General features: G+C 39.7%; 12 protein-coding genes and 1 pseudogene. 2 read left to right on the top strand and 11 right to left on the bottom strand.

Annotated features, from left to right (window positions below):
- Positions 1-2: 2 nt before the first annotated feature.
- Positions 3-290 (top strand): DUF2913 family protein, encoded by a 288-nt coding sequence (locus ACM5QY_RS13250; RefSeq protein ID WP_416122881.1) that lies wholly within the window; start codon positions 3-5, stop codon positions 288-290.
- Positions 291-853: 563 nt separating this feature from the next.
- Here ACM5QY_RS13250 and ACM5QY_RS13245 read toward each other — a convergent pair.
- The 11 genes from ACM5QY_RS13245 to ACM5QY_RS13195 all read right to left on the bottom strand — a co-directional run bounded on the left by ACM5QY_RS13245 (position 854) and on the right by ACM5QY_RS13195 (position 12,213).
- Positions 854-1,888 carry an MFS transporter gene (locus tag ACM5QY_RS13245; protein ID WP_416121181.1) on the bottom strand — a complete coding sequence of 345 codons (1,035 nt, stop codon included), beginning with the start codon at positions 1,886-1,888 and terminating at the stop codon, positions 854-856.
- Complete coding sequence (locus ACM5QY_RS13240; protein ID WP_416121179.1) at positions 1,885-2,115, bottom strand: hypothetical protein; 231 nt, start codon at positions 2,113-2,115, stop codon at positions 1,885-1,887. The genes ACM5QY_RS13245 and ACM5QY_RS13240 overlap by 4 nt, the downstream gene beginning before the upstream one ends.
- A gap of 153 nt (positions 2,116-2,268) precedes the next feature.
- On the bottom strand, positions 2,269-3,492 hold the full coding sequence (locus tag ACM5QY_RS13235) for an ATP-grasp domain-containing protein (RefSeq protein WP_416121177.1): 1,224 nt from the start codon (positions 3,490-3,492) through the stop codon (positions 2,269-2,271).
- A gap of 98 nt (positions 3,493-3,590) precedes the next feature.
- Complete coding sequence (locus tag ACM5QY_RS13230) at positions 3,591-4,742, bottom strand: proline--tRNA ligase (protein ID WP_416121175.1); 1,152 nt, start codon at positions 4,740-4,742, stop codon at positions 3,591-3,593.
- Between the two features lie 156 nt (positions 4,743-4,898).
- Positions 4,899-7,358, bottom strand: coding sequence for a leucine--tRNA ligase (leuS, locus tag ACM5QY_RS13225; RefSeq protein ID WP_416121173.1), 2,460 nt, complete (start codon positions 7,356-7,358; stop codon positions 4,899-4,901).
- A gap of 39 nt (positions 7,359-7,397) precedes the next feature.
- Positions 7,398-7,790 (bottom strand): lactoylglutathione lyase, encoded by a 393-nt coding sequence (gloA, locus tag ACM5QY_RS13220; protein WP_416121171.1) that lies wholly within the window; start codon positions 7,788-7,790, stop codon positions 7,398-7,400.
- A 20-nt stretch (positions 7,791-7,810) separates the two neighbouring features.
- Complete coding sequence (locus ACM5QY_RS13215; protein ID WP_416121169.1) at positions 7,811-8,401, bottom strand: VOC family protein; 591 nt, start codon at positions 8,399-8,401, stop codon at positions 7,811-7,813.
- Positions 8,398-9,159, bottom strand: a complete 762-nt coding sequence (locus tag ACM5QY_RS13210; protein ID WP_416121167.1) for a nucleoside phosphorylase — start codon at positions 9,157-9,159, stop codon at positions 8,398-8,400. Before ACM5QY_RS13210 ends, ACM5QY_RS13215 begins: the two co-directional genes overlap by 4 nt.
- Positions 9,160-9,170: 11 nt before the next feature.
- Positions 9,171-10,154, bottom strand: a complete 984-nt coding sequence (locus ACM5QY_RS13205) for an LD-carboxypeptidase (protein ID WP_416121165.1) — start codon at positions 10,152-10,154, stop codon at positions 9,171-9,173.
- A 70-nt stretch (positions 10,155-10,224) separates the two neighbouring features.
- Positions 10,225-11,058, bottom strand: coding sequence for a class I SAM-dependent methyltransferase (locus ACM5QY_RS13200; RefSeq protein ID WP_416121163.1), 834 nt, complete (start codon positions 11,056-11,058; stop codon positions 10,225-10,227).
- A gap of 75 nt (positions 11,059-11,133) precedes the next feature.
- Positions 11,134-12,213 carry an asparagine synthetase A gene (locus ACM5QY_RS13195; RefSeq protein WP_416121161.1) on the bottom strand — a complete coding sequence of 360 codons (1,080 nt, stop codon included), beginning with the start codon at positions 12,211-12,213 and terminating at the stop codon, positions 11,134-11,136.
- 1,078 nt (positions 12,214-13,291) lie between these two features.
- On the opposite strand from ACM5QY_RS13195, the pseudogene ACM5QY_RS13190 reads away from it, so the two are divergent.
- Positions 13,292-14,397, top strand: a pseudogene (locus tag ACM5QY_RS13190) (IS3 family transposase).
- Positions 14,398-14,623 lie beyond the last annotated feature (226 nt).

Below are 14,623 nucleotides of genomic sequence, written 5' to 3'. Positions count from 1 at the left end.
TCCTGCTCCAAACGTTTCACAGTCTGGCATTCTGCGCACTGAGCGCACTGGGGCTTGCGCGTCAGGACGGCAAAGTTTCCAATGCTTACAGTGAAACCCTTTTCATGGTTCGCTGGCTTTTCACCGCACATAAACAGAAACGTTTCCCCAAAAGCATAGCGGCTGCCATCACCCTGATGCTGGAGCGGGGGCACCTTTACGGCGTTGAGCGAACCTGCGCCATCATATTGAAACTCTGTGGCATAGGGATAGTTGTTCCACTACTGGTGGCTTGGACCTGTTGCGGCTAACATAAACTATCCAGGCAATGAAAAATCTGGTGTGGGGAAACTACACAGTCATGAGGAAGAATGGGCCCGGAAAGATAATGTCGGTATTACAGCCAACGGTTTCATTATGGCAAAATGCGCTTTACACGAGTCTTTTGATAGCTATGGACGCATTATTAAATCACTAGAAATCCGGGTCATAAGAAAGACAAGTATTTTTGAGCGAAAACTTACTGAGCATAAACTCTCTATTAAGGAAGTTGCGAAATGCGAAAATTTGACGTTAATGAAAATTTATTCACATCAGGAAAGAAGTTGTTAACAATGTCACTTCCTCATTTAAAAGCAGCTACCCGAATTAACAGTGTCTAAGTTAATAAAATCTGATTACAACCTTCCGTTTAATTTTTCTATCAACATGGTTCGTGTATTAAAAATAATGACACAGACAGATATAGCGTTTCATGAGAAATTACTGACAGGGGATCCTCGATTTAAATATTTTATATTTGACAGAGTCGAATTAATTTAATATAAATAAAAAACCTAGTTTTCACTAGGCTTTCAAAGTACTTTTTATAAAATTAACGAAAAGCCTCAGGAAACTCTTTCTTATAAAACGGTTCAGTTTTTTCTCCTTCAATCTTCTGAGCAAGCAATCCTCTAATTTTTGGTACGTAATTTAATAAGCATGATGCAAGTATAATTGAAAGTCCAAACAGGGCTATTGTTGCATCTAAACCGAGCCATGAGATTAGTACGCCGGTAAGGGAGGACCCAATTGGGATGCTGATTTGCGCGATAAACAAAACAAAGGTTTCAATGCGCGAGCGAAAGTTATCCGGGATAGCTGTTGCCCTCGAAGATGTCACAATTGCGTTGAATAAGGCAACGCTTACTCCAGCAATAAATACCAAGACAAACATCTCAATATAATACGGATTCATAGCGAATAAAACAAAACTTGCACCTAAGGTAAGCACACTGATGAAGCAAAGTTTGAAGTGGCTTTCTTCCCGCACTTGATAAAAAGTAATAATAAAACTCCCAAGCACAACTCCAATACCAAAAAGCGCTAAAATAATCCCCAACTCGGTCGAATTGAAATGATACTCTCCAACCACGAGTAGCGGAAGTGCAATACTCAAGAAAGGGGTGATAAATAAATTAAGCAACATCATGAAAAGCGCAATATAATACTCAGTTGAAATTTTTCTGACAGCATTAAAGCCAGCTTTAGTATTATCATACCATGTGGAAAGCGAGAATGTGACAGATTCATTTTTTTGTCGATCAATCGGCAATAGTTTGTATAGAATTAAAGCAAGTAGTGATAATATCACGAACATTATTGTCATGAAATGATAGCCGATTGCCGCTAATAGTACTCCACCCAAGCCTGGACCGATAAAAGTAGTGAATGATAAAACTAAACCACGAATTTTGAATGCTTTTGCCAACAACCCATTATTTGTTACCAACAAGGCGGAAAAACTAATAGAGGATGCGGTGAACACCATAGCCCCTGCCGACAGCAGAATTGCACTAATGATAATATTTAAGCTTGAGATGTGGTTTGCAGTGAAAGCTATATTGATAATTGCTAAAAAAGTAATCACTCCCCCACTAGAGAAACTTTGAACTTCGACATAACATCAGCTATGGCGCCAACAAAAGGCAAAGATAATGTATAAAACCACCAATAGATACCAACTACTAAGGAAACAAACAATGCGCCGTGCTGTAAAGAAAACCATGTCAACATAAAAAACGCTCCCCTATTGGAAGTCATTAACAAAAAAGTGATATATTGAAATGTTTTAAAATTTTTTGTCATTTTTTTCATATTGACTCCTGAATTATATTCATTTATTTTCTTTATCTTGGCTATGATACTATACGCTATTAAAATGAGCAGGGGGTGTTTACGAGAAAATACCCCCCTAATATCAGCACCTTTTCAACACCTGCGGGGTTTATACTATCACCTAGGGAAGCCCTATTCGATGTCGAAGTCAAAATCTCTGACAAAACTATGTATATCATTTTTAATTTTGACTTTGTCCTTACCTCCAAAAATAAAGAAACATGTATAATCAGTTCTCACATTTGATTTTGTACTATCACCAACTTTTTTACGGGGAAAAATATTTACCAATGTATTATATTCCCTCAAGGATTCCAATGTCGGTAAGGAATTCAACACTCCGTTTTTTTGTGGAATAATGTTTACAATACTGAAATGCTGGTCAGGGTTCAACTCTCTAATAAATTTATCATTATCGTTCAATACACCGTCAAACCAAGCTTCATAGAGAGTTTTTCCGTAGACAAATTTCGCCATATAATTGAAATATGAACCTCCTGGCCTCGTTGCTATTTCTGATAATATAATGGCACCCTCTTCATTAATGAAAAATTCCAAATGACAGATGCAATCATTAATATCGAAACCCTGGACAATCTTGCGATAGAATGCGTCGATCTTAGTGTATAGTTCATGATTTTCGTTGAGATTTAAATGTTCAGCGCTATCGTATTTTACCTTTTCATTTGTTACGTACATTCTTGGCATATTGTATTCAGAGATTGAAAGTAGTTTTATATCTGTTTTCTTTATAAAGCAATCAGCACAAAACTCACGACCCGATATGAATTTTTCCAACATAATTCCGTTAGATATTAAATGTACATCTTTGTTCTTTTTAAAAGAGGATATATACTCAGTCAACTCTGTTTCAGTGTTGATAATTTCGGTATTAAACGATCCAAAACCACAGGCAGGTTTTGCCACCATCGGATAATTAAATTTTTTGCCTTCGATGTCGTTGGAGATTAAATGAAACTCCGCACAAGGCAGCATCAAATCTTCAAACATCTTTTTCATAAGACGCTTATCCCGGGTTATGTTGATAGTATTAAAACTTAATCCTTTGGAGCCCAAACGCTCGGTTAAGAATCCCGCACCATATTGACTCAACTCACCAATAGAGATCACCCTTTCAATCTGAACACCCATAATTGCCAACATGTTCGCTACGCTGGTTAATGATTCAATGCTGTCCACTGAAGATACGATAAATTTATTTTTCATTCCCCCGCTCAAAGCATGGGAAGGATGTATATTATCTACATCAGACTCGTCTATAACAGCAATATACTCTTTACCTAGCACGTCTAGTACATTATAGGTTTCAAACCAATACTTGCAAACTAGTAACATATATACTCCTGGATATGGTACTTCATCGATAATGACTAAGATAGTTAATTTTCACTGACGGATACATGCATTTACTCGGCACACAACAGTCACGATTCCTAGACATGGGAAAATTTTTTTATATTGAATTTTTGATAGCACTCACTCGGCATATCCAATGATTGGAATAACTCATTTAACAGTGAGTTATCATCCCTATTTTTTACTATAATATCACGTTTATGAATAAGTAGCCTTTGTGGTATACCCATGTAATCTGAAAACCTTTCTTTCTCTATGAGTGGTATTTTGTTACGATCATCTATCAATATTCGATCTTGGGGGATTTGTAAGTACTCCAAAAATTCGATGCAGGTGGGTAAATCTTCATCATGCTGAGGGATGATAGTAATATCAAATGGCCTTATTATCTTGGGTAATCTAAAACCTTTACTGTCACGGCTGGAATCGAGAATAATGAAAAACAACCGTTGCAGTCCAAGTCCGTACGTTACAAATTGGGCATTCATATTTCGATTAGTATGATTACAATAACGAGCAACTACTTTCTTTTCCTGCCCATATTCATATGTCATCGCCAGACTCATAGCCGGGGTATTATTAAATGTTTCTTCACCTTCAGGATGTAAGTAAAAATACTCCCTGAATTTAATTTTTGGATTATAACTGCACGACAAAGGAATTAAGAATATTTTAGCGAGGTGCAACGTGTACTGATGAAAAAGCTCAATTGCAGACTCATTTTTGGAACTACACTCATTAAGACTTGCGCCAGCTAGCATTCTGAACTCCCTGGATTTAAGGATCCCTTGCACCTGACTGAGTTGCCGGTAAAACTTAGCGGAGAACATCATTTTTATCGGTAGCTGCCTGTAGCTTTTTAGCCCTTCCTTAAGGAAGTTTAACAACAAAGGCTCTGGCGTTGATAATAAGTGATAACGATCCATTTTCCCTTTAAGAAATACAAACTGATCGAGAAAGCCTTCATGAAAAATTTCCCCCAAGGACAAAAAATCGGTCGGTACCACTTGAGTCATATCGATATGGTTAAAATCGAAGTTTTCGGCCTCTTTGATGCAGAGATGCTCGATCGCAGTAAGAAGTTTATTACCAATAGGCAAAAAAAGGGGAATACCTTTTTCAACCATTTGATAGAATGGACCGCTATTCAATAAAGATATTGTTGAATGCTGCTGTAGCAATTTTGGCAGCCGGTATTTTTCAAGAAACAATTGCTTAGATAGTCTCAATTAAACCTCCGCTGTTATTGATTTTTTAATGACACATGCCTCTTATTGATAATTAGTGCCAACCTACCCAACTTGCTAAAACTTAATCTATAGATTAGGAAAAAAACATGACAACATTGAAGAGCTAACCATCATCTGCGGCTAGCTCTCAACGCGTTAGTCTGTAACAATATTGGCAAGTTTATTAGGGATAATAATAGTGCGCTTGACCGTTTTACCGTCAATATATTTTTTCACTTCCTTTAAATTAAAGATACTATCCTTGATGAGCCCCTCAGGCGCATTTAGGTCAACGTGATGTTGTGCACGCAACTTGCCATTGACCTGCACAGCAATGATGACAGTATCGGGGACCGTTGCCAAGCGATCAACCTTCGGCCATGCCTCTGTAATTAACGCGCGTTCATGCCCCAACACTTGCCACAAAACGTGCGTGACATGGGGGACGATAGGAGAAAGCATAATGACGACGTGCTCCAATACTTCTTGCGCAATCCCCCTATCAGACTCACTATCAACTTGGAACTTACCAAAGGTATTTATCAGTTCCATAACAGAGGCAATTGCAGTATTGAAACTTAATTTGTGCTCCATTACATCGGAAACTTTGCTCAAAGTCTCATGCAACTTACGTCGAAGTTCCTTTTGTTTTGCACTTACTATACCGCCACTATGTGCTTTTGATATTCCCCAATTTTCAACATGAATGTGAATCGTATTCCATAGCTTTTTAATAAAGCGATGGGCTCCTTCAACACCAGAATCTGACCACTCTAATTGCTGTTCTGGTGGGGCACTAAACATCATGAATAGTCGAAGTGTATCGGCACCATAGTTATCGATATAGTCTTGAGGGTTTACCACATTTCCCTTTGACTTTGACATTTTAGCACCGTCTTTAAGCACCATGCCTTGTGTGAAGAGCCGAGTGAAAGGTTCATCTGATGTTAACAACCCCTCATCGCGGATCACCTTGTGAATAAATCGAGCATATAATAGATGTAAAATCGCATGCTCTATCCCACCGATATATAGATCGACCGGAGCCCAATAGTTAGCCCTATCGTCTAACATACTTTTCGTTTGATCTGCACAGGCAAACCGAGCCGAATACCAAGATGACTCAACAAAAGTGTCGAAGGTATCAGTTTCCCTTACTGCGGCACCGCCACAACAGGGGCACGTAACATGATAAAACTCAGGAATATTTTTTAGTACATTAGATTTATCAGTGAACTCAAATTGTTCTGGGAGCACAACTGGAAGATCTTTTTCTGGTACAGGTACAGTACCACAATCATCACAGTAGATAATTGGGATTGGCGCTCCCCAGTAGCGCTGTCGGGATATGCCCCAGTCTCTTAAACGGTAGTTTGTTTCTTCCACACCTGCTTTTAACGCTTGAAGCTTTTGAATTATTTTCTGAATCGCATCATCGCTCTCAAGTCCATTGAACTCACCTGAATTAACCAATGTACCTTTACCGGTGAACAAGTTGGTATTACTAATATCACTATCTGGAATTACAACCGGCTTAATATCCAAGTTAAACCTTCGGGCGAATTCGCTATCGCGCTCATCGTGTGAAGGAACGCCCATTATAGCGCCAGCACCGTAAGTAGATAAGATGTAATTAGCTATCCATATCGGCACTTCTTCCCCATTTAACGGATTAATCGCCGTCAGACCGGTATTGATACCATTTTTCTCAAGCGTCGCGAGATCAGATTCTGCTGTAGACATCTGCATACACTTATCTATAAAGAGTTTTATCTCTTCCTCAGAAGTGGACAACTCTCGTGAAAGCGGGTGATCAGGTGCAAGTCCGATAAAGGTACAACCGAAGATGGTATCTGGGCGCGATGTAAAAACTTCTACCGTATGCTGAAGTTGCTTAACTTTAAAACAAATTCTTGCGCCTTTAGATTTGCCAATCCAATTCCTCTGCATTGTCTTAACCTGAAGAGGCCACTCATCTAGATAATCCAACCCCGTAAGCAACTCATCCGCATAATCAGTAATTTTTAAAAACCATTGTGAGATCTCTTTTTTCTCAATTAATGCATCAGAACGCCAGCCTCTTCCATTGACCACTTGTTCATTGGCAAGCACCGTTTGATCCACGGGATCCCAGTTCACAACTGATTTTTTCTTATATGCTAAACCTTTTGCATGTAATTTTAGAAACAACCATTGCTCCCACTTATAATATTCAGGCGAGCAGGTGGCGATTTCTCGTGACCAGTCGTACCCATAGCCCATTTGCTTTAATTGCTTACGCATATTATTGATATTTTGGTAAGTCCAAACTGCGGGATGCGTGTTATTTTTTATCGCCGCATTTTCGGCCGGTAGTCCAAATGCGTCCCATCCCATAGGTTGAAAGACATTTTTCCCGCACATTTTTTTATAGCGAATAATAGCATCACCAATAGAGTAATTTCTAACATGCCCCATATGTATATTACCACTTGGGTACGGAAACATACATAAAGAATAAAATTTTTCATTAGGGGAATTCTCATTGGCAAGAAATGTTTTTTCTAAAGTCCAATATGATTGAGCCTCTTTCTCCACCAATTTTGCATCGTAAGATCTAATATTTTTTATAGTCATAAAACGCCCATCCAATATATTTAATTGATAATTGAAATATTATTTTTCTCGTTCACACGCGACAAACTCAATCTTATATCCGTCGGGATCAAGCACAAAAGCGATAATCGTCGAACCATGCTGTTTTGGCCCAGGTGGGCGAACAACTTGACCGCCACTTGCCGCAACTCGCTCACAAAAACTATAAACATCGCCGGTATAGATAGCAATGTGGCCAAACCCATTCCCGAGATCGTAGCTATTTGTCTCCCAGTTATGAGTCAATTCGATCAGAGCGCCATCATATTCTCCGCCATAGCCGACAAAGGCAATAGTGAACTTACCATCTGGGAAATCTTTGCGTGCTAGCAAATCCATATTTAAGACTTTTGTGTAAAATTGAATGGACTTATCCAAGTTACCAACTCTGATCATGGTATGTGCAATTCGCATATATTTTCCTTAGAAGGGGGCTAAACAGATAAAGCTGGGTCAGAAATGCCTGTCGGCTCCTCCTCAAGTTCCCAAGTAACGCCGAACTTATCGGTAAAGTAAAAAAAACTTATTGAACTTGATATCACTGATGCCCTAATTTTCATTGCTATGTCTGATTCGAGTTCATGGCTAGCGAAAGTAAAATCTTCAGGATTCACCTTATCCAGTCGGCAAGGCTTATAATCAGGGTTCGGGCTGATCAGCGAAATGCCGGGGATTGATTTTATTTTCTCGTATGCATCCATAATGTTTTTGATTCGCAGTGCGATATGTCTCGGTCCCCCAAAATCATTAGGAGTGAATTTTTTCACTTGGTTTTCTGACACAGGTTTTATATAACTTATCAACTCGATATATATATGTGTGTTAGGTATTTTTAGGAAGTTTATACTTACTACTACATCTTCAGGATGGTCCAAAAAACCCGCACTTTTAGCAAAACCTATATTCCTAAAATTTGCAAAAGATTGCACTAACTCAAAACCAAAAATAGTGCGATAAAATTGTGTTGCATCCTCAACATCATTAACGACGATATTGATATGTCCGAACTCAGTAATCTCTATCATGTGCGCACCCTCACGTCTTTAGAGAATTCGATCAAATTTTTCATCAACCAAATAAGCTTTTCCATAACCTCGTTTGAAAAGAACCCAGGTTTCCAGGTCAAGTCAGCCAGCGAGTCACTAATCACAAAGACTGAGGCAATACTAACCTTATGGAAATCGGCTACTGCGAACAAGGCCGAAGTCTCCATCTCCACACACAACACACCTTCCTGCTGAAGACTTTTCACTTTCTGCTCCGTTTCGCGGTATGGTGCATCAGTCGTCCAGGTTCTACCTTCTCTCATCAAAGGAATCAGTTTGCCCAACCAACGGCGGATGTCGCTATGCCAGACGGTGTCCGGGTAGGATATTAGCCCCTCTTCAAGATAGTGTTTTGATGTCCCCTCATCCCTAATCGCACTGTCACAAAGGACGACATCGGCAATTGATAACTTACGACTCAACGCACCAGCCGTACCGAGCACAATGAAATTTTTAACTCCAAAGGCGATCAGTTCTTCAAGATTGATAACTGCCACAGGAGCACCAATCCCCCGACAGTAGTAAATGCCTAAGTCACTGTCGTCTGCCATCAGATAAAGTTCGCCGGCGTCAAATCCTTCGACTTTGGATAGAGCGTAAATTTCTTTACACTGATTCATTAAACTTTCAAGAAACACCACGATTATGGTGTTAGGCGCGCGGTCAAATTTCAGATACCCACTTTCACGCAGGTAGGAGATGAATTTTTTTGGATCGACAATCGGATTATCGTTCATAACGCCTCGTATTAATATGCCTTGTGCCTGGGTGGAATAGACATATATATATCATTCTTATGACTGCTTAATTTCATATGGATTAACCCACCTACTGGAACAGTCAATATAGGGTCAGTATGTGATGATGAAAAATTAATCATCGTCGGCAAAATTCTTGGTACGAATTCTACTATAATGTTAGCTAAAAAATTTTCGTTAAAATTTTCATATGAGCAGGTGGTAAAGTTTCCGACTATAAGTCCAGATATTTTCTCAAACACACCGCATGATTTAAGGTGAGAAAACCACATTCTGAATTTGTTCGGTTCGGTGTCAAAACTGGATTCGATAAGCAAAATTTTATGATTGAAATCTGGGCAGTATTTTGTTCCTATAAGATTTAGAAAAGATTCAATATTGCCACCAATTAGCACCCCTATTGCTTCTCCGTTATTAATTGATTTCCACTTCGGATGGGATTGCCATGCCCTTGGGCCGTATCCATCTTTTAAAAACCATAAATCGCTGGCGGTCCTTACTGGCTGTATCAGCAACAATTCCTTATCATTGAGTGTTAGCGCATGGGTAAATCCATCTGCCGTCTCAAAAGCGAGTCCCGGGTCGCAAAAAGAGCCAAACCCTGGACCGTGAAAAGCCACACCACCGGTAGTAGCATAATAGGCATTAAGTAAAACCGTCATGTCACTGTATCCAATAAAACGTTGATTATTTTTGTACATCTGGGGGAAATTTATATAATCAACTAAATCGTTGCAGTTATACCCACCAAAGACAGCCATGATAATATCTGTGGACTCATCAGCTATAGCTCGGTTGATACTTGATGCTCGCTGAGCTATAGACCCGGCAATATTATTGATATCAAGAAAACACTCTTCGAGGATGGTTACCTTATGTCCAAGATTTGAAAGATTTACAACACCAATATTAATTATCTTTTCATCTAGATGGTGCATAGTATTTGCAGGCGCAACCACGGTTATATTAGACATTAATCACCTACAGATTTTATAATTAATTAGTCACCCGAGTTTCACGGGCAACCAAAGGGTTGGTAGTCATTTATTCCAAGACTAAGGCGCGGGCTGTGAATAACTCAGGCTCTGTTGGCGAAGACACTTTTCTCAGCAGCATCAAAGAGAATCCCATATGGGACAGGTTAGTTCTGAACAAATGCATGAAGTAGCTGTATCGGCTGTAAAGTGCGGAGCGGACTTCAAATTCAAGTGACTCCAAATGCGGCTGTTTAAAAATAATATCGACATATTCTTTGACACCATTATCAGAAATATTATCGAATGCATAATCTTCGCAAGAAACGAGTTCGTAGCCTGGCAGATTAAAGAAATCGACCCAGTCTTTCTTATATAATGGGCTAATGTTGACATCAATAGCATCTGAAACTTCGCTAACCAATTTCTCGCTCGGCTTATTAATATAATACATGGGTATCGCTGCAATTAAGCCATTATCTTTCAGTACACGATCATACTCCTTAATGGCCTTAATTTTGTCATCAAAATAAGATGTTACATTACCACAGAAAACCATATCAAATGTTTTGTTTTCAAACTTTGTATCCGTAGCATCCCTATTTTCAAATGAAATAAGATGGGCCACGTTTTCTTTTTCCGCTCGTTCTCTTGCTACTGATAAATTATTATCATCTATATCAATCGCTGTAATATTACATGCAGTTAATTTCGCTAACTCAATAGCCGTGACACCAGTTGCGGTGCCAACTTCTAACACATCTTTTTTGCTATTTAAAAAAGCATTGTGTGCAATTTTTCTAATACTTGTCATCCCACCAGGCGGCCTATTGGTTTCTTTAACAATACCGATCATGGGGAAATATTTAATCGTTTGGATAGTATCGATATTTAACGTTTTCATTTATCACCTTTTTAAATAACTTTATAAAAAACATCATCTAAAACAACCGAATATATATATATATTCACAATTATCTCATGGTAGAATATTTTCCCCATGCACGCGCGGCAACAACTGACAGTCACGAATATCATCATGATTTATCAGCCACAAAACAAATCTTTCGACACCCATCCCAAACCCTGATGTCCGCAGCGGCATTAATTGGCGCATGCGGATATACCACTCATACTCTTCGCGTCCAACATTTCTAACATTCAAATTCTCAATAACATCTTCAGAATAAGTGTTTCTTTCACCAGCACCTAAGGTCTCACCAATGCCCATCAACAGGTCAGCGGTCAGTGAGTAACCATTTTCATTTGCATCAGCTTGATAGAAAGGGACTGACAAGCTAGGGAAGTAAGTGAGCCATACTGGGCCTCTGAAAAGCTCAATCAGTCGCTTCTCGCCATCGTTGGTAATTTTCTTAAAACCAGAATCATGCGTATTTATATAACGCGGATCATTTTCCAACAGATTCACCGCCTCCTTGAATTTAACCTGCGGAATGTTGCTTTTGTAAGAAGACAGTTTTTCCAGATGCGAGAAATCATTGATGAACAGTGATAGCAGATTTTTTTCGTTATCTAAAAAATAATCGCATAAAAAAGTAACATATGAACCGGCGAGTTCAATCACATCATCAAGGCCACCAATGATTTCACTTTCTGCGTGATAAAATTGATTTAAATGCCGCTTGTCTTGTTCTTCCCCTCTAAATGTTGGCATGAGATAATAAACACCTTTGTCATTCAATCTAAGCGCATATTCAAGCAAAAATTGCATCGAGTCAGCCAAATATGTATCGACCCCGCCTAAATTAATTTTTACAGGCATTGAATCAGAACCCAGACCCATAGGACTAGATATAGACCCCGTCGTTACTGGTAGTAATACTGGCGAAACTCCCTTAGAGTTAAAAAAAACGCTCGTTTGCGACGATATGATGGAATGTATTTTCGTAATCGCCTTATACCAAGGATCGAACATTGCACTTTCGAAGTGAGTTGTATGGTTTTTCCAACTCTGTTTTGTTCTAATAGTGTTCGCAGATAATTTAGCTATAGAAACATTATTATGAGGAACCAATGCTGTTGTATTGTCACTATTCATAACTTTCCTTATATAAACATATGCAACATATAACATTCGAGTAAAATTGTGACATTTTACCCAGGATGCACTACTCTTTTCACTGAGTTGTGCATGATCAATCAGCAATAGTAAAAATGACTTCTAATCAGCGCTATCGAGTTTTGATACAGTCGTCGAATCTAAATTCCGTTATAGATAATTGCACCAAAAATTAATTTTTTAATTCTTATCAATTAACACATTCATAATTATAACTTTCTTACAAGCACGCCTTATCGAATCCAATCAAAGGAACTCTCAAGAAATGACATTTTTAAGCTAATTAATATCTACTGAATTAGCTTTCGCAATTCGCACTAATATTGCCACCGCATATCGCTGCAACTATATTTATGTTTCGTTATATGACTAGGGTTAATACAAGTATCGATTTTTTCGTCACAAATAATTCATGCTCACGTAATACGAATAATATTTAGCAAAAACATTAGTGATACGCAAGCACAATTTTCATAAAAATATTTTACATTTAAATAATTCATCATAGTTTAGTGAATAAAATGGAAGCATATCTAAAAAAAACAAACCAACAGCTTGAAATATCAAAATTATATTTTTTCTTTTTGGGATCCATAACGTTCGGTTATTATTTTTTTTGAAAGAGAATTCTTTCATCAATCTTAAAGGATAAAGTATCAAATGAAATAATACATTAGCGTGAGTAACTTATGCACCCTGAAAGTTATTCATTTTAAACATGCCCCATTTTCAAGTTGACTGTATCTGACCACAAAACCCAATGATAATTCGCAAGCATCGAGTGTTAAACTTTATTAAGGTTTATGTAAATATTTACGTCCACATTTAACACTGATCCACTCAGTGTTGTGGTTATCTACGCTTCGTTACTAAGCTTTGAGAATGTAAAATGAGTTTAATGAATTTTCTTCTTTTTAGACTGGCCCCCTGAATTTCCAGACACTTTACCCCTCTTAAAATAGAGGTAGGCTTAGAACTATGTTTAAGACTAGTCGCGAAAATAAGATGGTCGAAGTGTTAACCGGGGCAGCGCAGGCGCCGTACCCCACAAGAAAAAATAGCCATTGTGCAACAAAGCATGGAGCCGGGAATGACCCTCTCCTATGTCGGCCGTTTGCACAGCGTCAATGCCAATCAGGTATTCAAGCGGCGTAAGCAGTACCAGGAAGGCAGCCTCACGGCGATAACCGCCGGTGAGGAAGTCGTCCCCACTTCCGAGCTGACCGCCGCAATGAAACAGATCCACGAACTTCAACGCCTGCTGGGGAAGAAGACGATGGAAAATGAAATCCTGAAAGAAGCCGTGGAGTATGGTCGGGCAAAAAAATGGATAGCGCATGCGCCCTTATTGCCCGGGGACGGCGACTGACAGCGGTGAGTCGGTCACTTGGTGTGTTGCATGCGCAGCTATTCGTTCGTGTTCGTCGTCGGCCAGACTGGCAGGATGGGCGTAAACAATGTTTATCTGACGACAGGGAAGTACTATTGCGTATCCAGCGCGACATTGCCGAGGTACCCACCTACGATTATCGTCGTGTCTGGGCGCTACAGCGGCGTGAGTCTGAGTCCGAAGGATTAACGCCGGTTAACGCCGGTTAACGCGAAAAAGTCTATCGGGTCATGCGTGCTAACAGGTTGTTACTGTGCAGGAAACCCGCACATCCGGTGAACAAACGCGTTCATAAAGGCAAAGTCGCGGTACAAGAAAGCAACAGTAGGTGATGTTCGGACGGCTTCGAGTTCCGTTGTGATAACGCTGAGAAACTGCGGATCACGTTCGCGATGGACTGCTGTGACCGTGAAGCGCTGGACTGAGCTGCCAGCACCGGCGGTTATGATAGTGATACGGTTTAGGACGTGACGCTGCGGTCAGTGGAGAAGCGCTTCGGGAGTCATCTGCCCACCAGACCGATAGAGTGGCTGATGGATAACGGCTCAGCGTATCGCGCCCATTACACCCGCACGTTAGCCCGGGAGATAGGGCTTGAGCCGCGGACAACGGCGGTGAGAAGCCCGCAGAGCAACGGAATAGCAGAGAGCTTGGTCAAGACAATAAAGCGGGACTATATCGGTTGGATGCCAAAATCGAATAGCCAGGCAGCGGTACAAAACCTGGCGAAGGCGTTCGAACATTACAATGAAAATCATCCGCACAGTGCGTAGGGATACCGTTCACCTCGGGAATATTAACGTCGTCGGGTATCACAAACCTAAGTGGGAAAAAGCGACTGGATATATGGGGTCAAATCCACTTTTATAACCATCATCCACTCTAAAGACAAACCTAATGAAGTGCTTAGATAATCTACAAGGGGCTGATTTGTAATGGCAGATGGAATTGAGAGGTGGAATTGATGTAAGTGCTGAAGATGCGCAGCATTAAAATTGC

Source organism: Rahnella sp. PCH160 (genome assembly GCF_047784855.1).
Taxonomy (GTDB): Bacteria; Pseudomonadota; Gammaproteobacteria; order Enterobacterales; family Enterobacteriaceae; genus Rahnella.
The sequence above is the reverse complement of the archived record's forward strand: the minus strand, read 5'-3'. Positions and strand labels throughout refer to the sequence as shown.

Bases quoted from the DNA above. Each gene is read 5' to 3' on its own strand.
- ACM5QY_RS13215 (WP_416121169.1), bottom strand. From the start codon at position 8,401: ATGATAGAGATTACTGAGTTCGGACATATCAATATCGTCGTTAATGAT.
- leuS (WP_416121173.1), bottom strand. From the start codon at position 7,358: ATGACTATAAAAAATATTAGATCTTACGATGCAAAATTGGTGGAGAAA.
- ACM5QY_RS13200 (WP_416121163.1), bottom strand. From the start codon at position 11,058: ATGAAAACGTTAAATATCGATACTATCCAAACGATTAAATATTTCCCC.
- ACM5QY_RS13205 (WP_416121165.1), bottom strand. From the start codon at position 10,154: ATGTCTAATATAACCGTGGTTGCGCCTGCAAATACTATGCACCATCTA.
- ACM5QY_RS13210 (WP_416121167.1), bottom strand. From the start codon at position 9,159: ATGAACGATAATCCGATTGTCGATCCAAAAAAATTCATCTCCTACCTG.
- gloA (WP_416121171.1), bottom strand. From the start codon at position 7,790: ATGCGAATTGCACATACCATGATCAGAGTTGGTAACTTGGATAAGTCC.
- ACM5QY_RS13235 (WP_416121177.1), bottom strand. From the start codon at position 3,492: ATGTTACTAGTTTGCAAGTATTGGTTTGAAACCTATAATGTACTAGAC.
- ACM5QY_RS13240 (WP_416121179.1), bottom strand. From the start codon at position 2,115: ATGAAAAAAATGACAAAAAATTTTAAAACATTTCAATATATCACTTTT.
- ACM5QY_RS13195 (WP_416121161.1), bottom strand. From the start codon at position 12,213: ATGAATAGTGACAATACAACAGCATTGGTTCCTCATAATAATGTTTCT.